The sequence below is a fragment of the Gordonia sp. LUNF6 genome, from assembly GCF_047041125.1.
Classification (GTDB): domain Bacteria; phylum Actinomycetota; class Actinomycetes; order Mycobacteriales; family Mycobacteriaceae; genus Gordonia; species Gordonia sihwensis.
This window is the reverse complement of the sequence record NZ_CP178181.1, coordinates 3458804-3479039: the sequence shown is the minus strand read 5'-3', so window position 1 is coordinate 3479039 and position 20236 is coordinate 3458804. Positions and strand designations below refer to the sequence as shown.

Annotated in this window: 15 protein-coding genes; 12 read left to right on the top strand and 3 right to left on the bottom strand. The window is 70.9% G+C overall.

The window, feature by feature from the left end; genetic code table 11:
* Nucleotide 1 precedes the first annotated feature (1 nt).
* Together ACK8HH_RS16225 and ACK8HH_RS16220 are read left to right on the top strand one after the other, a co-directional pair.
* Nucleotides 2-418, top strand: coding sequence for a heat shock protein transcriptional repressor HspR (locus ACK8HH_RS16225; protein ID WP_006896066.1), 417 nt, complete (start codon nucleotides 2-4; stop codon nucleotides 416-418).
* Between the two features lie 126 nt (nucleotides 419-544).
* The gene (locus ACK8HH_RS16220; protein WP_006896067.1) at nucleotides 545-946 is read left to right on the top strand and encodes a DoxX family protein; all 402 of its coding nucleotides are present in this window, start codon (nucleotides 545-547) and stop codon (nucleotides 944-946) included.
* A 21-nt stretch (nucleotides 947-967) separates the two neighbouring features.
* Here the strand turns inward: ACK8HH_RS16220 and ACK8HH_RS16215 are convergent, their stop codons facing one another.
* Nucleotides 968-2122, bottom strand: coding sequence for an FAD-binding oxidoreductase (locus ACK8HH_RS16215; RefSeq protein ID WP_045539868.1), 1155 nt, complete (start codon nucleotides 2120-2122; stop codon nucleotides 968-970).
* 143 nt (nucleotides 2123-2265) lie between these two features.
* On the opposite strand from ACK8HH_RS16215, the gene ACK8HH_RS16210 reads away from it, so the two are divergent.
* A complete protein-coding gene (locus ACK8HH_RS16210; RefSeq protein ID WP_006896069.1) occupies nucleotides 2266-3381 on the top strand; it encodes an amidohydrolase family protein in 1116 nt (371 codons plus the stop codon).
* A gap of 97 nt (nucleotides 3382-3478) precedes the next feature.
* On the top strand, nucleotides 3479-4348 hold the full coding sequence (locus tag ACK8HH_RS16205) for an SDR family oxidoreductase (protein ID WP_006896070.1): 870 nt from the start codon (nucleotides 3479-3481) through the stop codon (nucleotides 4346-4348).
* Here ACK8HH_RS16205 and ACK8HH_RS16200 read toward each other — a convergent pair.
* Nucleotides 4333-4908 (bottom strand): TetR/AcrR family transcriptional regulator, encoded by a 576-nt coding sequence (locus ACK8HH_RS16200; protein ID WP_045539864.1) that lies wholly within the window; start codon nucleotides 4906-4908, stop codon nucleotides 4333-4335. The two genes, ACK8HH_RS16205 and ACK8HH_RS16200, sit on opposite strands and share 16 nt — an antisense overlap.
* Before the next feature lie 90 nt (nucleotides 4909-4998).
* Between ACK8HH_RS16200 and ACK8HH_RS16195 the strand changes: the two genes are divergently transcribed.
* Entirely contained in the window at nucleotides 4999-5838 is an 840-nt protein-coding gene (locus ACK8HH_RS16195) for a sulfurtransferase (protein ID WP_375003501.1), read from the top strand.
* 5 nt (nucleotides 5839-5843) lie between these two features.
* On the opposite strand, the gene ACK8HH_RS16190 is transcribed toward ACK8HH_RS16195, so the two are convergent.
* Nucleotides 5844-7481, bottom strand: a complete 1638-nt coding sequence (locus tag ACK8HH_RS16190) for a (2,3-dihydroxybenzoyl)adenylate synthase (RefSeq protein ID WP_045539862.1) — start codon at nucleotides 7479-7481, stop codon at nucleotides 5844-5846.
* Between the two features lie 114 nt (nucleotides 7482-7595).
* On the opposite strand from ACK8HH_RS16190, the gene ACK8HH_RS16185 reads away from it, so the two are divergent.
* From ACK8HH_RS16185 to ACK8HH_RS16155, 7 genes are all read left to right on the top strand, one after another.
* Nucleotides 7596-8966, top strand: a complete 1371-nt coding sequence (locus ACK8HH_RS16185) for a salicylate synthase (RefSeq protein ID WP_222111488.1) — start codon at nucleotides 7596-7598, stop codon at nucleotides 8964-8966.
* Nucleotides 8963-12472: an amino acid adenylation domain-containing protein gene (locus ACK8HH_RS16180; RefSeq protein ID WP_412475342.1), complete on the top strand. Its 3510-nt coding sequence runs from the start codon at nucleotides 8963-8965 to the stop codon at nucleotides 12470-12472. The genes ACK8HH_RS16185 and ACK8HH_RS16180 overlap by 4 nt, the downstream gene beginning before the upstream one ends.
* Nucleotides 12469-13785 (top strand): SidA/IucD/PvdA family monooxygenase, encoded by a 1317-nt coding sequence (locus ACK8HH_RS16175; protein WP_006896076.1) that lies wholly within the window; start codon nucleotides 12469-12471, stop codon nucleotides 13783-13785. Before ACK8HH_RS16180 ends, ACK8HH_RS16175 begins: the two co-directional genes overlap by 4 nt.
* Nucleotides 13782-14408: a GNAT family N-acetyltransferase gene (locus ACK8HH_RS16170; RefSeq protein WP_412475341.1), complete on the top strand. Its 627-nt coding sequence runs from the start codon at nucleotides 13782-13784 to the stop codon at nucleotides 14406-14408. The genes ACK8HH_RS16175 and ACK8HH_RS16170 overlap by 4 nt, the downstream gene beginning before the upstream one ends.
* Nucleotides 14409-15005: 597 nt before the next feature.
* Complete coding sequence (locus tag ACK8HH_RS16165; RefSeq protein ID WP_006896079.1) at nucleotides 15006-15779, top strand: thioesterase II family protein; 774 nt, start codon at nucleotides 15006-15008, stop codon at nucleotides 15777-15779.
* The gene (locus tag ACK8HH_RS16160) at nucleotides 15776-17119 is read left to right on the top strand and encodes a polyketide synthase (RefSeq protein WP_006896080.1); all 1344 of its coding nucleotides are present in this window, start codon (nucleotides 15776-15778) and stop codon (nucleotides 17117-17119) included. Before ACK8HH_RS16165 ends, ACK8HH_RS16160 begins: the two co-directional genes overlap by 4 nt.
* Nucleotides 17112-20207: an SDR family NAD(P)-dependent oxidoreductase gene (locus ACK8HH_RS16155; protein WP_006896081.1), complete on the top strand. Its 3096-nt coding sequence runs from the start codon at nucleotides 17112-17114 to the stop codon at nucleotides 20205-20207. The genes ACK8HH_RS16160 and ACK8HH_RS16155 overlap by 8 nt, the downstream gene beginning before the upstream one ends.
* The last annotated feature ends 29 nt before the right edge of the window (nucleotides 20208-20236 follow it).

Genomic DNA, 20236 nt, shown 5'->3' with positions numbered 1-20236 from the left:
CATGGCAGTCGACGATCGAGGAGACCGGTCGCGCAATGACGACGTCGGCGACGCCGCCACGTTCATGATCTCGGTGGCGGCGGAGCTGGCCGGCATGCACGCCCAGACCCTCCGGACCTACGATCGGCTGGGTCTGGTGACCCCGCAGCGCACGCGCGGCGGCGGGCGTCGCTACTCCAACCGCGACGTCGAGATGCTTCGCGAGATCCAGCGGTTGTCGCAGGACGAGGGCGTGAACCTCGCGGGGATCAAACGGATCATCGAACTCAGCGACGAGGTGGAGGCCCTGCGCCGACGGGTCAGTGACCTGACTCGGCAGATGGAGTCGGCGTCGCGGGCACGTCACGGAGAACTGGTTCCGGTGCCCCGTACCAACGCCCTCGTGGTGTGGCAGCCGCGGGGAAAACGGAGCCGCTGACGCGGTAGCACCACGACGCGATAGAACCACAAGGCCGCCGACCGCCGTCGGCGGCCTTGCCCGTTTCGGTTCCACTATCCTCGGCGGCGTGTGCCCCGAGCACCCACCGTCTATCGAGAGGTCCCCATGAATCTGATCCACGCCGCAGGCCGCGCCCTCACCGGCATCCCGTACATGATCCTGGGCTACGACGCCGCCACGGCGCCGGGTGCCCGCGTCGAAGCGGCGTCGCCGCTGCTCGACAAGATCCGGACCGTGATCCCGCTGCCGACCGACAACGAGACGATCGTCCGGGCCAACGGTGCCGCCCAGGTGCTGGGCGGCGCGATGATCGCCACCGGTCTCGGTGCACGGCCCGGTGCGGTCCTGCTGGCGGCGTCGCTGGTTCCGACCACCTTCGCCGGGCACGCCTTCTGGGAGATCGACGATCCGATGCAGCACAAGATGCAGCAGATCCAGTTCCTGAAGAACGTGTCGATGCTCGGCGGTGCGTTGGCAGTGCTGGTCGCGTCCCGGCATCAGTCGTAGGCAGTGCCCGGTCCCGGGCGGTCAGTTCAGCGGGTCGTGCTGGATCGCGTCGGGATCCACGCCGGCGGCCCGTAGTCGCAGCGCGGTGTGGAAGACCATCGGGGCCGGGCCGGACAGCAGCACCTGGCGGCCCCGCCAGTCGGCGTACGTCGCGGCCACCTCGCCGACGCGGCCGTAGCGCACTTCGAGCCCCCAGCCGCGCGGATCGGTGCCGCCGGTGAGCCACCACGGGTCCTCGGTGTTCTCCGTGACGGCGGTGACGCGCAGCCACGGATTCGCGCCGGCCAGCTGTGCGAGCACGCCGAGCTCGTACAGTTCGCCGGGATTCTGTGTTCCGTAGAAGAGGTGGACCGGAGCCGGCTCGCCGAAGCGGGCGTGGTCGATCAGCAGCGCGCGCAGGGGAGCGAGCCCGGTACCGCCGGCGATCAGCAGCGCCGGTCGCGCCGGATCGATGTGCATGGTGCCGTGGCGCTGTGCGAAGGTCCACACGTCTCCGACCGCGGTGTCTCGCACGATGGAGCCGCTGACCCGGCCGCCCGGCACGGCTCGGACGTGGAACTCCAACTCGCCCTGCGGGTTCGAGGGAATGGCCGGGGAGAAGTTGCGCCAGGTCCGGGGCCACTGCGGGATCTGCGTCTCGAGGTACTGGCCGGCGGCGTACGGCGGATGCGGTCCATCGGCGATCAGCCGGATCACGGCCCGCTCGCGCGTGATCCGGAACTTCTGCACCACGCGGGCGTGCCAGCGCGGGGGACCCTCGGCGCTTTCCGCGGCGCCGCGCATCACACCGGTGGTCAGGAGCATCGCCTGCCCGACGGTCTCCTCCACCTCCGGCGTCCAGCGGTTGCCGAAGGCGAACTGGAACTCCGACATCAGGGCGTCGTAGATCAGCCAGTAGTGCTCGCTGACGACGCCGAACTTGCGGTGGTCGCGGCCCAGCTGCGCGAGGAACTCGACCAGCTCGCCGTGGCCGTCCGGTGCCCCGATCGCGTCGAGCACGTGGTCGATCACATCCACGAATGAGGCTCGGAGAGTGCCCATCTCGGCCGGAAACAACTCTCGGAGGCTGGGCCGCATCGCGAACAGCCGGGCGAAGACGCTGCTCGCGAAACGGTCGGGATCGCTCGCCAGGAGTGCCCGGGTCTGCGCCAGGATCGGCTGCTCGGGCTGAGTCACGCTTCCTGCTCGCTTTCCGCGTCGTCGCTGGTGTTCACGGGCCGCCCGGTGCCGGGCGTGGTCCACTGTAGTCGGCGTGACCGACTGGCCCCGATATTGTTCGGCGTGCCGCTTGTGGGTTGTGGCACGCTAGCGGTGTGACGATGCTCGGTGGACTGCTCCCTGGAATCGTCGACGCGCACGTCCACTACTTCAACCCCACCCGGTCGTCATGGGCGCTCGCCCGCTTCGCGCGGCTGTCGGCGCCCCGGCTGCGACGGTTCGTGCCCACGCCGGCCCTCTCGCTCGCCGCCCGCGTGGGCACCAGCGCCGACCGCCTGTACGGTCTCGATTCGAGCATCCTGACCTCAGCCTACGAACCGGCGCAGTATTCCAGCGACGCCGTCGCACTGCTCTCCATCGCGGGCGTCGGTGTGGAAAGCGTGGTTCAAGTGGAGTCGCACTGGCGGCCGGCGAGGGACCCCGAGTCGCTGATGAACTCGTCGTTCGACGAGCTGAAGTACCTCACGGCGCTTCCGCACGGTCAGAAGGGTCCGGCGCTCGGTGCCACGGTCACGGCAGCCGACCCGCGACATCCCCTGTTCGGCGCCGCTCTCGACCGTCAGCTCGCGTACTCCGACCGCGTTCGCGCCGTCCGGTTCAAGTGGGCGCGGCACGCCGATCCCGAACTGCCGGACTGGTGCGACGAACCGGATGTGGTCGCTTCGACCAGCTTCCTCAAGGGCTTCGAGGAGCTCGCCGAACGTGATCTGGCGTTCGTCTCGGTGGCCTACTCCCATCAGCTCGGGCAGCTGGACATGCTCGCCCGGCGGTTCCCCGACACCACGATCATCGTCGAGCACATGGGGATGCCCGCGGGTGCGTTCGGACCGGTCGGCGCGCAGACCGGCATGACGGCTGCCGCGCGTGCCGAGATCCTGAGTCTGTGGCGCGAACGCACCGCCATGATCGCGAATCGGCCGAACGTGGTGGTCAAGGTCTCGGGACTGGGCCTCGCGCTCCTCGGCTACGGCCGGGAGACGTCGGGCACCATCGCCAGCCGAGCGGTACTGGCCGACATGGCCGGGCCGCTGGTACTGCATCTGGTCGACCGGTTCGGTCCCGACCGCGTGATCTTCGGCTCCGACTCCCCGGTCGACCGCCCCAACTCGCCGATCGGCATGACGGTCGGCGCACTGCTCGACGTCCTCGGCGACCGCGGCGACCACCTGTTGACGCAGCTCTTCGCGGGGAACGCCAAGCGCATCTATCGATTCTGAGACGTCAGCCGGCGCGTCGACGAGGTGCCGAAGGGTGTGCCGCCGGATAGAACGTGTTCTAGAGTCGGGAGCGAGATCGCACCTGAGAGAGGTATTCGTGGGCAAGTACGTGGTGACCGGCGCGGCGTCGGGAATGGGACACGAAGTGGCGCGACGCCTGCGGGCGGACGGGCACGAGGTGATCGGCGTCGACCTCGCGGACGCCGACGTGGAGGCGGACCTCTCGACGAGCGCAGGCCGGGCACATGCGGTTCGCGCGATCATGACCCGGGCCGGCGGCAGGCTCGACGGCGCCGTGTTCGCCGCCGGGGTGGGCGCGCTGCGCGGCAAGGAACGGCTGACCGTCGAGGTCAACGTGCTCGGCGTCACCGAACTCCTGATGGGTCTGCAACCCGAACTGGCCGCGGCCGACAAAGCCAAGGTGGTGGTGTTCGGGTCCAATTCGACGACGTCGACGCCGTTTGTGCCGCGCCGGGCCGTCAGACTGCTGGAGGCGGGCGAGACCGAGAGAGCCGTGCGCATCGTGCGCCGGATGGGGCCGCTGTCGGGACCCGCGGCGTACGCGGCGTCGAAGATCGCGGTGAGCCGCTGGTGCCGGCGGCACGCGGTGTCCGATCAGTGGGCCGCCGCCGGTATCCGCATCAACGTCATCGCTCCGGGGCCGGTGCTCACGCCTCTGCTGCGCAAACAGCTCGCCAGTTCGACGGCCGCTCAGGTGCGCTCGTACCCGGTGCCGGTGCGTGAGTACGGCACGCCCGAGCAGATCGCTGACTGGGTGATGATCATGCTCTCGCCCGCGGCCGACTTCATGACCGGTTCGGTGGTCACCGTCGACGGCGGCACCGAGGCGCTGCTGCGGACCGACGACTGGCCCGCCCGTCTGCCGCTGCGGCGCGTCCCGCGGATGCTGTCGGCGTTGCGCAACGCACCGAGGAAGGGGCGGGTCGCGGACTACTCCGACGTCTGATCGGCCTTGCGCGGAAGACTGAGAGTGCGGTCGACGATGCGGCGCATCGCCCATTCGAACTCTTCGGGCCCGGCATCCGAGCACTGGTAGCCCACCAGGACCATCAGCGAATGCGCGGCGATCTGCTCGGGCTCGTCGGGGTCGGCGATCAGGTCGCCGACGAACTCGGCGACGGCCTCGCGCCGGGTCCGGTCCACCTCTCGTACCGCGGCGGCGACGTCGGGGTCTTTCGACGACCAGACGCGCAGCGCCCGCTCGGTGTGGTGCGGCAGATTCCGCGACGCCTCGACCACTGCGAGTATCCGGTCCACCGGGCTGCCGATGGTGCGCAGCTGTGCCACCACGTTGGCCGTCGCTTCGGTCTTCCAGTGCTCGATGAGCGCGGTCTCGAAGTCCCTCCAGCTCTTGAACGAGTGGTAGAAGCCACCGGTGGTGAGACCGGTCTCCGCGCACACCGTCGACTGTTTGAAGCCGCCGTAGCCGTCGCGGGCGAGGACGCGCAGGCCGGCGTCGAGGAACCGGGAACGGAGCGGGTCGAGCGCGGACGGTGATTCGGACATGGCCCGATTGTCGCACGTCGCCGGTGCCCTACAGTCGTGGTGACCTCGGCCGTACGACGGCCGCACCCGCAGGCGAAGGGAACCGCAGCGATGACTTCCGACCACCGAGGCCAGGTATTCACCACAGTCGAGGACCTGGTGGAGGCGATGCTGTCGTCACGGCCGCCGGTGGTGCTCGACGTGCGCTGGCAACTCGGCGACGACGCCGGCCACGACCACTACCGGGCCGGGCACGTGCCGGGCGCGGTGTACGTCGACCTCGACACCGAACTGGCGGCACCGCCCTCGCCTGCCGCGGGCCGACACCCGCTGCCCGACCTCGCCGACCTGCAGGCCGCGGCCCGTCGGTGGGGCATCGACGTCGGGTCCCGGGTGGTGGTGTACGACGACTGGGAGGGCAAGGCGGCGGCGCGCGCCTGGTGGCTGCTGCGCTGGGCCGGGCTGGCCGACGTCACCGTTCTGGACGGCGGTCTGGCGGCATGGAAGTCCGCGGGCATGCGCGTCTCCACCGGAGATGCGACCCCCCGCGTCGGCAATGTGGTGCTGTCGGGCGGGCATCTGCCGGTCGTGACGATCGACGAGGTCGCGGCGCGCGACGGTTCGGCCGTCCTGCTCGACGCCCGTGCGCCCGAGCGTTACCGCGGCGACGTCGAGCCGGTGGACCCGAGGCCCGGGCGCATCCCCGGTGCGGTGAACGCCCCGGCGGGCGCCAACGTGACCGCCGACGGCAGATTCAAGCCGTACGGCGAACTCGCCGACCACTTCCGGGCACTCGGCGCCGACCGGGACGCCGTCGTCTACTGCGGCTCGGGCGTCACCGCCGCGCACACGATCGCCGCCCTCGCATCGATCGGGGTGTCCGCGGCGCTGTATCCGGGGTCGTACTCGCAGTGGTCGGCCGATCCGGACCGCCCGGTGGAACGCGGCTGAGCGCGCTATCGCGCCTGGCTCGCACCCGCCAGGCGCGAACGCAGTGCACTCTTGTCGATCTTGCCCACCGAGGTCACCGGTAGGGCGTCGACGGTGTGCAGACGGTCGGGCAGCTTGAACGACGCGAGGCCGCGCTCGGAGAGGAAGGCGCGGACGTCGGGCAGCGAGGGTGCGGTGCCGTCGCGCCCGGGCACCACCACCGCGCAGATGAGTTCGCCCAGCGCGTCGTCGGGCAGGCCGACGACGGCGGTGTGCGCGATCCGCGGATGCGCCAGCAGGTGCTCTTCCACATCGTCGGCGGCCACGTTCTCGCCGGCTCGGACGATGGTGTCCTTGATGCGACCGGTGACGGCGAGGTGCCCGGACGGAAGCCGGCGCACCAGATCTCCCGATGAGTAGAAGCCGTCGTCGGTGAACGACCGCAGGTTGTGTTCGGGCGCCCGGTAGTAGCCACGGATCGTGTACGGTCCGCGGACCTGCAGTTCGCCCTCCTCGCCGTCGGGCACCGGCCGGCCGGCGTCGTCGACTATCCGGACCTCGTCGAGCGGACTCATCGGCAGCCCCTGGCTCACGTGCACCAGATCGCGTGGATCGTCGGCCCTCGTGTAGCAGATCAGACCCTCGGCCATGCCGAATACCTGCTGCACCACCGGGCCCATCGCGGCGTCGATCGCGGCCGCATCGGGTGCGGCGAGTTTGGAGCCGCCCACCTGCAGCAGTCGCAGCGAGGAGATGTCGGCGGGCTCCCATTCGGTTGCCGCGCACCACAACTGGGCCAAAGCGGGGACCAGCGCGGTGACCGTGACCCGGTATCGCTCCACCACGCCGAATGCCGAGTCGGGGCTGGGATCCTGGGTGAAGACGGTGCGGCCGCCCGCTGCGATCATCCCGAGCAGTCCGGGGCAGCAGAGGGGGAAGTTGTGCGCTGCCGGGAGCGCCGCGAGATACACGTCGTCGGCCGTCAGCTCGGCGACGGTGGCCGAGGTGGCCGCGTTGAAGGCGTAGTCGTTGTGCGTGCGCGCGATCAGCTTCGGCAGTCCGGTGGTGCCGCCGGAGACCAGGAAGAGCGCGGGCAGATCGGGATCGACGGTGACCGGCGGTCGGGCGTCGGCATCGGGCAGCGGGGAGAACACGCCGGGATCGCCGTTGACGAAGACGTGCTCGACGGACGGGACGCGGTCGCGCAGATCGGCGGCGAGCCCGCGGTAGTCGTAGCCGCCGCGAACGTCGTCGCACAGATACGCGCGCGCCCCGGAGCCTGCGGCGAGATGAGCGATCTCGGTGATCCGGTGGGCCGGCAGCGCCATGACGGGCACGATGCCCGCGCGCAGGAGGCCGAACGCAGTGGCGGCGAACTCGACGGAATTGTGCAGCTGCAGGACGACGCGCTCTCCGGGCTTCAGACCCGCGCCGATGAATCCGGCCGCACGGCGGTCGGCGGTGGCGAGCAGTTCGCGGTAGGTCAGGGTGAATCCGGTGGCCGCGTCGGTGACCGCGGGGCGGTCGGGATCGGTGGCGGCGCGGTCGGCGAGCGGTGCCCACAGGGGGAGATCGTCGAAGACGCCCTCGGCGCGGTAGAGGTCGGCGCGATCGGGCCGATGGGGTGCGAACCCGGTTTCGAGAGTGTCCGCTGAAGATGGCATGCTCGGTCCTAGCTCTAGTTGACGAGGGCAGCCTAACCTACGAGTCGCGGGTGATGTAGATTAGCCTCACCTAATTTTCTTGCGGATCTCCGCTGTGAACGATGGGACTGAACAATGGTTGTGGCACCTGCTTCTCCGGTGGGGGACGCGCCCGTCGACGACGATCTGGCCGCGCGGGCCGCCGCGGTGTGCGGCGCATGGGCGTCGTCGGGTGAATTCGGTGAGTACGTCGTCTACGAACGAGACGGACGCTGGACGTTCGCCGCTCGTCCGCAAGCACGCATCATCCTCACCAAGACCATGGTCATCGTCGATCCGGCGCCCGGAGACGACCACTGCACGCCTCGTGAGATCGCCTGGGACGGCGAACCCGCGGCGGCACTGAACCAGGCGCTCACCGGGCTGGGTCTGCCCCGGTGGCGGCTGTACGGCTGGGTCGGATTCGACTACTGCGCGCCGCACTACGGCCTGCTCGACCGCGTCCGTGACGACGTGGTGCTCGCCCATCTGATCGTGCCCGGGCTCGAGGCCTTCGTGGACGCGGACGGGATCTCGGCGCCCGGCGCCGACGAGGCCACTCTCGCGCGACTGCGCGAACTCGCCGATCTGCCGGTCCACGCCGGCGGGGAGGAGTCGATCCGCCGGGCGGAGCCCGTGGAGATCGATGTCTCGGCCGACCCCGACGACTACCGCGGCCGGGTCGCGACGGCCGTGCGCGAGATCAACGACGGCCGATACCAGAAGGTGATTCTGTCCCGCAGTGTCGATGTGGGCTTCGACGTCGACATCCCCGCGACCTACGTCCGCGGCCGCAAGGGCAACAACCCCGCGCGGTCGTACCTGCTGCATCTCGGCGGACTCGAGGCCGCCGGCTTCAGCCCCGAGCTGGTGGTCGCCGCCGACGGGCTCGGGTCGGTGGTCACCGAACCGCTCGCGGGCACCCGTGCCTTCGGCCGCTCGCCGGAGGCGGACGCCGCCGCCCGCGAAGACCTGCTCTCCGATGAGAAGGAGATCGCCGAACACGCGATGTCGGTGCGCGCCTGCTTCAGCGAGATCGAATCGGTGGCGCTGCCCGGCACCACCGCGGTGAACGAGTACATGGTGGTCCGCGAACGCGGCAGCGTGCAGCATCTCGCGTCCACGGTCTCCGGGCGGCTCGACCCGGACGCCGGACCGTGGCGGGCGCTGGGCGTGCTGTTCCCGTCGATCACCGCCTCCGGCATCCCCAAGGCACCCGCCCTCGAGGCGATCTACCGTCTCGAACCCGCACGTCGCGAGCTCTACTCCGGCGCCGTCCTGATCGCCGATTCGAGTGGCGAACTGGAGGCGACGCTGGCGCTGCGCACCATCTTCGCCGAGGGCGACCGCGCGTGGCTGCGCGCCGGCGCGGGCATCGTCGGGCAGTCGCGCCCCGAGCGGGAGTTCGAAGAGACCTGCGAGAAGCTGGGCAGCGTGGCCCCGTACGTCGTGCGGGCGGCGCGGTGAGCGCGCCGACCGAGCGGCCGACGGCCGCCGCAGTCCGCGAGGACGTCGCCGCGCTGCTCGACGTCGATCCGGCCACCATCGCCGACACGGACGACCTCATCGGTCTCGGCCTGGACTCGATCCGGATGATGCGGCTGGCCGGCGGCTGGCGCAAGAGCGGACACGACGTCAACTTCGCCGACCTCGCCGCCCGCCCGACCGTCGCCGACTGGGCGGTCATGCTCGGCGCAGACCCGGCGGACGAAGCGGCTTCCGCGCCTGCCGAGTTCGACGAGTCGGCGTGGTCGGAGGCGGCGTTCCCGCTGGCGCCCATGCAGCACGCGTACTGGGTCGGACGCACCGGTGCCGCCGACCTCGGCGGTGTGGCCGCGCACCTGTACGTCGAGTTCGACGGCGCGGGTCTGGACCCCGACCGGCTCGCCGCGGCGGCGCAGGCGCTCGCCGCCCGCCACGGCATGCTCCGCGCACGGTTCCGTTCCGACGGACGCCAAGAGGTGCTCGACACTCTGCCGCGACCGGCGCTGACGGTCGACGATCTGCGCGAGGCCGCACCCGGCGAGATCGACCGGATCCTCGAGCAGCGGCGCGAGGCCAAGAGCCACCAGGTCCTCGACATCGCTGCCGGACAGGTCTTCGACCTCACGCTCACTCTGCTTCCCGGCGGTCGCCACCGTCTGCACTTCGACATCGACATGCTCGCCGCGGACGCGATGAGCTACCGCACCCTGCTGCGCGACCTGGTCTCGGCCTACGACGGTGCGCAACTGCCGCCCCTGGCCATCGAATACCGCGACTACCTGCGGCATCGGGCCGAGCATCCGGATCCGGCACGCGCCGCCGACCGCGAGTGGTGGACCGCGCGGCTGCCTGACCTGCCGGGCGGACCGGTCCTGCCGACCCGCCCGCCCGGGCAGTCGCAGAGCGCTGCCCCGCGGGTGCGGCGGATGAACCACTGGCTCGACGCTCGGGCCCGCGAACGTCTTCTCGCGGCAGCACGCGAGCGCGGAGTGACGCCGGCGGCGGTCGTGGGAGCGGTGTACGCCGCGAGCGTCGGCGCGTGGTCTGCCACACCGCGTTTCCTGCTGAACGTGCCGCTGTTCCAGCGAGTGCCGATGCACGACGAGATCGAGTCGGTCTCCGGAGACTTCAGCTCCTCGATCCTGGTGGACGTCGACCTGAGGACGCTGACCGAACCAGGCCGCGGGTCGGTGCTCGACCTCGCGCGCGAGGTGCAGCGACGGATGCACGAAGCCGGTGCGCACAGCGCGTACGGCGCGCTCGAAGTGCTTCGCGACCTCGGCCGTCTGCGCGGCGAGACGGTGCTGGCCCCGGTGGTCTTCACCAGTGCGCTGGGGCTCGGCGAACTCTTCGCCGACGAGGTCTACGACCGGCTCGGCGAGCCCGCGCACATCGTCTCGCAGGGCCCGCAGGTGTTGCTCGACGCCCAGGTCACCGAGGTGGGCGGTGGCCTGCTGACCAACTGGGACGTCCGCATCGACCAGTTCCCAGACGGCGTGGTGGAGGCCATGTTCGAGCACTTCACCAATGCGCTCGACCGGCTCGCCGCCGCCGATTCGACGGCGGGCTGGCTGGCCGAGGCGCTGCCGCACCTGCCCGCTGCCCAGCGGGCGGTCCGATGCGAGGTCAACGACACCGCGGCGCCGACCTCCGGGCGTGTGCTGCACGAAGGCTTCTTCCAGATCTCGGCCCAGCACCCCGATCGCACCGCGCTCGTCTGGCGCGACGGGAGCGCCACCTACGGTGAACTCGCGGCACAGGCGCTCGCCGTGGCGGCCGCGCTGCGGTCGGCGGGAGTGCGGCCGGGCGATGCGGTCGGTGTGCAGATTCCCAAGGGCTACCGCCAGGTGATCGCGACGCTCGGCGTCTACGCCTCCGGTGCCGTGTGGGTTCCGGTCACCTACGATCAACCCGCTCCGCGGCGTTCGGCCATTCTGCGGACCGGCGAGGCGTCGCTGCTGCTGACCGACGGGGTCGCGGCACCAGACGCACTGGACGTTCCGGCGCTGGAACTGAGCGACGCGATGGCGGCGGCACCGCTGTCGGGCCCGTACCTGCCCGACCCCGAGGCAGTGGCATATGTGCTGTTCACCTCGGGTTCCACCGGTGCTCCCAAGGGCGTCGAGGTGCCGCACCGGGCGGCGATGAACACCATCGACGACATCAATCAGCGTTTCGGCGTCGGCCCCGACGACCGATCGCTCACGGTCGCGGCACTGGAGTTCGACATCTCGGTGTACGACATCTTCGGCCTGTACAGCGCGGGCGGAGCGGTGATCGCCGTCGACGCCGACGACGCCAAGGACCCGGCGGCGTGGCGCGAACTCCTCGTGACCCACCGCGCGAGCATTCTGACCTGTGTCCCCAGCGCGCTCGACATGTTGTTGACGTTGGCGGAGACGGAGGCCGACGGTGCGGCGCTGGGTGATTCGCTGCGCGCGGTGCTCCTCGGCGGCGACTGGGTGGGCGCCGATCTCCCGGACCGACTGCGCGCACTGGCCCCGCGGGCCCGTTTCGCCGGTCTCGGCGGAGCCACGGAGATCGCGATCCACGGCACCGTGTGCGAGGTGACCCGGGCGCCGGAGCACTGGACCAGCGTCCCGTTCGGGACACCGTTGAACAACGTGGCCTGCCGAGTGGTCAGCGAACTCGGTGCCGACTGCCCCGACTGGGTGACCGGCGAGCTGTGGGTGGGCGGCGACGGCGTCGCGCACGGCTACCGAAACGAGCCGCAGCGCACCGCGGAACGGTTCGTGGAGTTCGAGGGCCGCCGGTGGTATCGCACCGGTGACCTCGCGCGCTACTGGCCCGACGGCACGATCGAGTTCCTGGGCCGCGCCGACAATCAGGTGAAGATCCGCGGGTTCCGCGTCGAACTCGGCGAGATCGAAGGTGCTCTGCGCTCGCTGCCCGACGTGCGGCATGCGGTGGCGGTGCTGATCAAGGGGAACGGACCGGTCACGCTGGCCGCCGCGGTGGCACCCGAACCGGGTGCCGCGCCGTCACCGGAGGGCCTGCTCGCCGGGCTGGCCGGACTGGTTCCGGCGTACATGGTTCCGGCGGTGCTCCAGGTCCGGGACGAGCTCCCGCTGACCGGCAACGGGAAGCTCGACCGCGCGGCCATCACCGCGAGTCTGAGCGGCGCGTCCGACGTCGGCGCGCCCCGGCGGTCGCCGGAGACCGATCTGCACCGCGCTCTGCTCGACATCGTCGCCGGTGTCCTCGGCGGTGATCGCGAACTGGGCATCGACGACGACTTCTTCGCCGCGGGCGGCGACTCGGTGCTCGCCACCACCGTCATCGCCCGGATCCGCGACCTGCTCGACGCGCCGCAGGCCGGGGTGGCCGACATCTTCGCGGCGCGGACCGTGGCGGAGCTGGCGCGCCGACTCGACGCCGCCGACGAGCGGGCGGGACGGCTGGAGCGCGTGGCGACGATCTACCTGGAGATCGCCGCGATGGACGATGAGGAGTTGATGGCGCAGTGACCGTGAACCGCCCCGACGCCGGAGCGTCCGACGCCTCCTCCGCCGGCACGCTGGTGGCGATCGGCGCCGGACCCAAGTCGCTGTCGGTGGCCGCCAAGGCCAAGGTGATGGCCGATCTCGGCCTGCCCGCGCCGCGCGTGGTGATCGTCGACCGGTACGGGGTGGGCGGCAACTGGCTTCCGCTCGGCGGCTGGACCGACGGTCGTCACCGGCTCGGCACCAGCCCGGAGAAGGACCTCGGCTTCCCGTACCGCGGCGCGCCGCACCGCACTCATGCCGCGCAGATCAACGCGGGAATGCTGGAGTACAGCTGGATGGCGTTCCTGGTGGCGCATCAGACGTACACCGAATGGATCGACCGCGGCCGGCCCAACCCGCACCATCACGTGTGGGCTCGCTATCTGGACTGGGCGGCGGCCAAATCGGGGGCCGAACTGCACATCGGCACGGTGGAGCGCGTCCGCGTGGTCGACGGCGGATGGAGCGTCGACTTCCGCACGTCGGACGGCGGTCTCGACAGCGTCGACGGCGACGGACTGCTGGTGACCGGACCGGGTTCGAGTGACGAGCCGCTGCTCGACGATCCCCGCGTACTGTCGGTGGCCGGTTTCTGGGATGCGGTGTCGCGCAGGGCGATTCCGGCGTCGTCGCGGGCCGCGGTGATCGGCGGCGGTGAGACCGCGGCGTCGGCGCTGGACGAGTTGGTCCGGCACGAGGTGATGTCGATCTCGGTCATCTCACCGGCACCGACGATCTACACCCGCGGCGAGAGTTACTTCGAGAACTCGGTGTTCTCCGATCCGACGGGGTGGCCGTCGCTGCCCGCGGCGGAGCGGCGCGATGTGATCCGCCGGACCGACCGCGGCGTGTTCTCGGTGAGCGTGCAGGAGAACTTGCTGGCCGACGAGCGGATCCACCACCTGCGAGGCCGAGTGACCGCCGCGCGACGGGTGGGGGAGTCGGTGGCGTTGACCCTCGGCAACCCAGGCCGGTCGGCGGCCGAGCACTCGTTCGATCTGGTGGTGGACGCGACCGGCGGTCGACCGCTGTGGTTCCTGGACCTGTTCGACGCCGAGAGCGTCGACGAACTCGAGCTGGCGCTGGGCGGACGGCCCGACCTACCGCGTCTGGAGACGGCGATCGGGCACGATCTGGCGGTCGAAGGGTTGTCGCAGGCGCTGTATCTGCCGAATCTGGCCGGCTTCGCGCAGGGCCCCGGTTTTCCGAATCTGAGCTGCCTCGGCGAGCTCTCCAATCGGGTATTGCGCAGTGCGGTGGATCGGTCGGCGGCGCGGACGGGAGCGAAGCGATGAGTGCGTCCGATACGGGATACCGCATCGAGCGCGAGCTGACCGACGTCTCAGACGCGGTGCGCGAGGCGGGCGCCCCGCCGGTGCCGTCGACGATCGGCGCGTTCGCATTGCGCACGGTGGAGCCAGGGGGAGCCGACCCGGCACTGCTGGAGGAGTGGTTCGCGCGGCCGCACCTGGTGCAGACCTGGGAACAGGAATGGTCCGCAACGCGCTGGCGGGACGACGCCCGGTATCGCCTCGACGGCGACTACTCGCGGCCGATCATCTTCTCCCGCAAGGGCATTGATGCGGGGTACCTGGAGATCTACCGCGTGGCGCGCGACGAGATCGCCCGCCTGTATCCGGTGGACCCGCACGACCTCGGTCTCCACGTCGCGACGGCTGATCCGGAGTTGCTCGGCCGCGGGGAGATCTCGGCGTTCATCCGCGAACTCGCCGACGCACTCTTCGCCGCCGATCCCGACTGTCGTTGCATCGCCGTGGAACCCGCGTCGTCGAACACTCCCATGCGCCGAGCCCTGACCAAGCGCGGCTGGACCGATCACGGCGAATTCCAGGTCCGCCCGGACCGCCGTATCGCCCTCCACCTGCTCCCCCGCGAGAGGAGCTCCCCCCATGCCTGAGCACCCCTCACCCAGGCTTGTTCAGCGAGCGGCTCCCCCCAGGCTCGTTCAGCGAGCGAGTCCCCCGAGGTTTGTTGAGCGAGCGCAGCGAGTCGAAACGATCACTCGCGCAGGCTGGGACCGCCCCGCGTGTTGTGGACTCAGCCTGCGCCCGGTGGTTTCGACTCGCTGCGCTCGCTCAACCAGCCTGGAGGGTGGCTCAACCGGCCTGGGGTTGAGTGTTCGTCCAGCGGGCAGCGTGGCTCTCTCCAGGCTTGTTGAGCGAGCGAGTCTCCCCAGGTTTGTTGAGCGAGCGAGTCCCCCGAGGATTGTTGAGCGAGCGCAGCGAGTCGAAACGATCGCTCGCGCAGGGTGGGACCGCTCCGCGTTTTGTGGACTCAGCCTGCGTCCGGTGGTTTCGACTCGCTTCGCTCGCTCAACCCGCCTGGAGGCTCGCTCAACAAACCTGGAGGGTGGCTCAACCAGCCTGGCGGCTCGCTCAACCAGCCTGGCAATGAGGGCTTGCTCAACCAACATGGCGATGAGGACTCGCTCAACGGGCCCCGGCATGAGGACCTGCTCGACCACTGAAACACCGCACGACTTTGGGAACAAGAGATGACTACACCCGCGACCACTCGCAAGGCACCCGCACTCCGGGCGTTTCACAAGCCGGCCGACGCCGACGCGCCGATCCTTCTCGTCTTCCCCCACGCGGGCGGGGGAGCGTCGTCGTACCGTGACCTGTCGGGGCGGTTGTCGGCTCACTTCGACGTCCGCGTGATGCAGTATCCGGGACGGCAGGACCGGATGCGCGAGGACGCCGCGACCGGACTCGGAGAGTTGGCGACCGAAGCCGCGGAGGCCTTCACCGCCACCGCCGACTTCGCCGACCGTCCGGTGGTGGTGTTCGGGCACAGCATGGGCGCGATCGTCGCCTTCGAGTTCACCCGACTGCTGGAGGCGCAGGGCACGACACCCCGACGGCTCATCGTCTCAGCGGCTACCGCGCCGAGCCGAGTGGCTCAACTGCCGAAGCATCCCGACTCCGACGAGGACCTGCTGGCACACCTGACGGGCCTGCAGGGCACCGGCGGCGCGGTGATGGGCAGCGACTCGGTGATGCGGATGGCGCTGCCGGTGCTCCGAGCCGATTACCGGGCGTTCGACGCCTACGACTGCGCCGCCGACGTGCGGGTGTCGACCCCGATCCAGGTGGTCGGCGGAGCGGACGATCCGGTGATCCGGCCGCACCAGCTCCACTCCTGGTCCGACCACGCCCACGAGGTGGAGGTCAGCCTCGTCGACGGAGGTCACTTCTACCTCAACGAACATCCGGACGCGCTCGTCGACCTGCTGGTGCGGACCGCGACGGGCGGAGGAACCCGGTGACCGCGCACCACCCGCACGTCGCCGGAGGAGCGGATTCGGCACCCGACGACGCTGTCGTGATCGCGGGCATGGCGGTCGAGGCGCCGGGCGGCATCGACACCCCGGAGGACTTCTACGCAGCCCTCGCCGCCGGCGAGGACTTGATCGGGCCGATGCCCCGCGACCGCGGCTGGCCGGTGGACCAACTGCTTTCCCTCGACCGCGTTCCCGGTTGGGGTGCCGTGCCCGACGCCGGTGGATTCCTCGACGGCGCAGCCGAATTCGACCCCCAGTTCTTCGGTCTCAGCCCGCGAGAGGCGACGGCGATGGATCCGCAGCAGCGGGTCGCGCTCCGGGTGGCCTGGCGGGCCGTCGAGAACGCGGGCGTCAACCCCGCAGCCCTCGACGGCCGGGAGATCGGAGTCTTCTTCGGAGCTTCCGGCATGGAGTACGGACCCACGGTGGCAGCCGTGAACGACTACTCCGGCCACCGGATCGCCGGAACCGCACTGGGTTCGGTGTCCGGACGGATCTCGCACGCCCTCGGACTGACGGGCCCGGCGATCACCGTCGACACCGCGTGCGCGTCGTCGCTCACCGCCGTGCATCAGGCGGCCGCAGCGATCCGCTCCGGCGAATGCGACTGGGCGATCGCCGGCGGCGTGTGCGTGATGGGGTCGCCGGGAGCGTTCTTCGAGTTCTCCCGCAACAATGCGCTCGCCGCCGACGGACGGTGCCGCTCGTACTCGGCGGGGGCCTCCGGCACCGTCTGGGGCGAGGGCGCCGGCGCGGTGATTCTGGAGAGCGCCGGCGCGGCCCGGTCCGCCGGACACCGCATCTACGGAGTGGTGGCCGGATCGCGGGTGAACCACAACGGTTCCGGGGCGCCGATCGTGGTGCCGAGCGCGGACGCCCAGCGCCGGGTGATCGCGGGCGCACTCGCCGCCGCCGGCGTGGACGCGGCACAGATCGACCTGATCGAGGGGCACGGAACCGGCACTCTGGGCGACCCGATGGAACTCGACGCGCTCTCGGCCGTCTACGGCGCCGCCCGGGCCGACGACCGTCCCGCCGCCGTCGGGTCGGTGAAATCGAACGCCGGACACGCGCAGGCGGCGGCCGGAATCCTCGGTCTCGTCAAAGTCCTGCAATGCGGCCGGAACGGCACGATCGTCGGCACGCGGTTCGCCGACGAGCCGACCGACAAGATCGACTGGGACACCGCCGGGCTGCGACTGCCCGCCGCCACCGAACCCTGGCCGGCGCGCGACGGCCACCGTTTCGCCGCCGTCTCCAGCTTCGGCGTGTCCGGAACCAACGCCCATCTCATCGTCGACATGCCGGAGGCCCCGAATGCCTGACACGCCTCAGACCGGTGCGCAGTACCTCTTGCCCGACGGTCGCATCCCGGTGGTCGTCTCCGCGGACGCCGAAGACCAGCTCGGCCGGTTCGCGGCCTCCATCGCGCGCTATCTGCGGGCGCATCCGGCCGTCGACGCGCAGCGGGCGGCCGCATATCTGCTCGACGCCCGGCCGGTCCGCCGACACCGTGCGATCGCGGCGGTCGCCGACCGCGATGAGCTGCTGGGCGCACTCGATGCGCTCGCCGCCGGCCGATCGCACCCCGCGGTGGTCCGCGGGACCGCCGCCGCACACCGCTTCGCGTACGTCTACCCGGGCCAGGGCAGCCAGCGGCCCGGCATGGGTGCGGTGGACTACGACCGCTCCGCCGCCTACCGCGCCGCCGTCGACGAGTGTCACGCCGCCTCGCTCAACCTCTTCGGAACGTCGCCGATCGACTACGTCCTCGGCCGCGGCGACGCGGAACAGACCGACGACGTGCGGGTGGTGCAGCCGGCGCTGTTCATGCACATGCTGGGTCTGACGGCAATGTGGGACGCGGCGGGCGTCCGACCGTCGATGACCGTGGGACACAGTCAGGGCGAGATCGCCGCGGCGGTGCGCAGCGGCATCGCCAGTCTGCGCGACGCGCTGATCGTGGTGACCGTGCGGGCACGCGCGGTGGACGCGGTGGCGCCCCGCGGGTACACGATGGCCGTCGTCGGAATCAGTCTCGACGAGGCCGAGGCGCTGCTGGCCCGCAATTCCGGATGGATGGAATTGTCGGTGGTGAACTCCGAGCACATCCTGTGCGTGTCGGGGGAACGGCAGGCGGTGCTCGGGCTGATCGCCGCGCTGGAGGCCGAGGGCAAGTTCGCCAAGGAGATCCGCGTCGCCTACCCGGCGCACACCAGCATCGTCAGCAAGTTCGCCGACGAGTTCCAGACGGCGTTCGACGCCTACGGTCTCGGCCGGACGTTCACCGATCCCCGGATCCCGTGCATCGGCGCCACGCTCGGGGAGGCGATCGAGCCGTCGACCCCGGTGCGCGACTACTGGTTCTGGAACCTGCGCAACCGCGTCCGGTTCGACCGAGCGGTTCACACGGCGGCAGACGCCGGAGCCGACGTCTACATCGAGATCGCCGAGCATCCGACGCTGGTGCTGGCGTTGTCGGAGACGCTGGCGGGCTCGCCCGATGCCACGATCCTGAGCACCCGCCGCCGCGAGTGCACCGATCACACGCTCTTCACTCGCAACGTCGTGACGGTCGCGGCCACCGACCTGACCTTCGACTGGTCGAGCTGGGAGGTGCGCGGGCGCACTCGCGGGCTCCCGCTGGAGGCCTTCCCGAACTCGCCGATGCGCAAGACCCGCCTGTGGGCCAGGCCGGACGCCGGCGTCGGAGACGCCGTCAACCGCCCGGGGTGGGCCGCACCGCCCGCCGACCACGACGTGCGTGTGCTCGACGTCCGCTGGCAGCGTCCGGCGAGCCGGCGCTCGGCTGCCCCGCAGCGCATGGCGGTGCTGGCGCTTCCCGGATCAGATCTGAGTCTCGCCGCCGGCATCTGCTCGGCCGCGCCGCAGCACGGCGCCGTGGCCTGGCAGGTACCCGACGGCGGTGCCGAGATCGGTGAGGTCGACGCCGCACTGGTGCTCCTGCCCGCGCGCGGCGACGACGTCGAAGCCGAGCTCGCCGCGGTCCTGGCGGGTTCGGCCTGGCGCGGCGGTCTCGCGGAACTCCCGCCGACCGTGTGGATCGTCAGCACGGGGGCGGAGACGGCAGTGGACGGCGACGTCGCCGACCCGGTGCACGCCGCGGCCGTCGCCGGACTGCGCTGCCTGGCCACCGAGCAGTCCGGGGTGCGCGTCGCGCAGCTCGATCTCCCTGCGCGGCAGCCGGTCTCGGCTGACGATGTGCTAGCGGCCGTCCATGTCGCGGGCGAGCCGGCGATCGCACTGCGAGACGGCGCGGTACTCGTCAAGCGACTGATGCCGACGGAAGCGGGGTCGGTCGCCGACCTCGATCTCACGCACGCCGTCATCACCGGCGGCACCGGGAAGGTCGGACTCGCCGTCGCCGAACGCTTCGCGCGCGACGGTGCGCGCCGGATCACCCTGCTCAGTCGTTCCGGCGGCGACGAGACGGCTCATCGCGTCGCCGCCCGGTTGTCCCGGCGTCACGGAGTGGACGTAGACCTGCGGCGCTGCGACCTCACCTCGGACACCGAGCCGGCGCAGCTGGCGGATCTGCCTCCGGTCACCACTCTGGTGCATGCCGCGCTCGACTACGTCGAGCGGCCGCTGTCGGAGATCACCGAGGCCGATGTGCGGCGCGCCGTGGATGCGAAGGTGAGCGGACTCGCCCGGGTTCTCGACGGGATCGGGGGCGCACCGCGGGTCGTGCTCTGTGCGTCGCTCGCAGCCACCCTTGGAGGCCGGGGACAGGCGCTGTACGCCGCCGCGAACCGTCTCCTCGAGGTGGAGGCCGCCCGGCTGCGGACGACCGGGGTGGACGCCGTCGCGCTCGCCTGGGGCTTGTGGGCGGTGCAGGGACCGCTCGACGCCGACGGGCTGGCGCGCGTCACGGCGACGGGCGTGGTGCCGATGGCGCCGACCGCGGCACTCGACGCGGGTCTCGCCGTTCACGGGGGCGATGCCGTGGTGATGGCGGCGTCCTGGCCGGACCTGCGCCATCTGTTGGAGATGACCGGGTCGGGCGTGCTGATCGAGGAGGTGCCCGATCGCGTCGGCGCACCGGAATCGGGACACGAAGAGGAGGCCGCGGCAGCCGACGCCGCGGTCGAGACGGAGCACACCGAAGAAGCCGAGACGGCGCCGGCCGAGGTACCGGAGACGCCGCCGGCACCTGCTCGATCGGGCGACTTGACGGCGAACCTGATCGACGAGTTGGCGGTCGCGATGGGTCTCGCGGCGACGGACATCGATCCCGCTGCGCCGCTGGTGGCGCTGGGTATGGACTCACTGCAGGCACTCGACTTCCGCAAACGGGTCCAGACCGCGCTGGCGTGCGACCTTCCGGTGGAGGCGATCCTGGGCGGCGCCAGCCTCGATGAGGTGGTTGCGTTGATGGACGAGGCCGCGTAGCGCTCGCGTCATCTTCCGGGTGTGGGGCG

What these genes read in the sequence shown, in the direction of transcription:
- ACK8HH_RS16225 (WP_006896066.1), top strand. Translation starts at nt 2, where the DNA reads ATGGCAGTCGACGATCGAGGAGACCGGTCGCGCAATGACGACGTCGGC.
- ACK8HH_RS16220 (WP_006896067.1), top strand. Translation starts at nt 545, where the DNA reads ATGAATCTGATCCACGCCGCAGGCCGCGCCCTCACCGGCATCCCGTAC.
- ACK8HH_RS16210 (WP_006896069.1), top strand. Translation starts at nt 2,266, where the DNA reads ATGCTCGGTGGACTGCTCCCTGGAATCGTCGACGCGCACGTCCACTAC.
- ACK8HH_RS16200 (WP_045539864.1), bottom strand. Translation starts at nt 4,908, where the DNA reads ATGTCCGAATCACCGTCCGCGCTCGACCCGCTCCGTTCCCGGTTCCTC.
- ACK8HH_RS16195 (WP_375003501.1), top strand. Translation starts at nt 4,999, where the DNA reads ATGACTTCCGACCACCGAGGCCAGGTATTCACCACAGTCGAGGACCTG.
- ACK8HH_RS16190 (WP_045539862.1), bottom strand. Translation starts at nt 7,481, where the DNA reads ATGCCATCTTCAGCGGACACTCTCGAAACCGGGTTCGCACCCCATCGG.
- ACK8HH_RS16185 (WP_222111488.1), top strand. Translation starts at nt 7,596, where the DNA reads ATGGTTGTGGCACCTGCTTCTCCGGTGGGGGACGCGCCCGTCGACGAC.
- ACK8HH_RS16170 (WP_412475341.1), top strand. Translation starts at nt 13,782, where the DNA reads ATGAGTGCGTCCGATACGGGATACCGCATCGAGCGCGAGCTGACCGAC.
- ACK8HH_RS16165 (WP_006896079.1), top strand. Translation starts at nt 15,006, where the DNA reads ATGACTACACCCGCGACCACTCGCAAGGCACCCGCACTCCGGGCGTTT.
- ACK8HH_RS16155 (WP_006896081.1), top strand. Translation starts at nt 17,112, where the DNA reads ATGCCTGACACGCCTCAGACCGGTGCGCAGTACCTCTTGCCCGACGGT.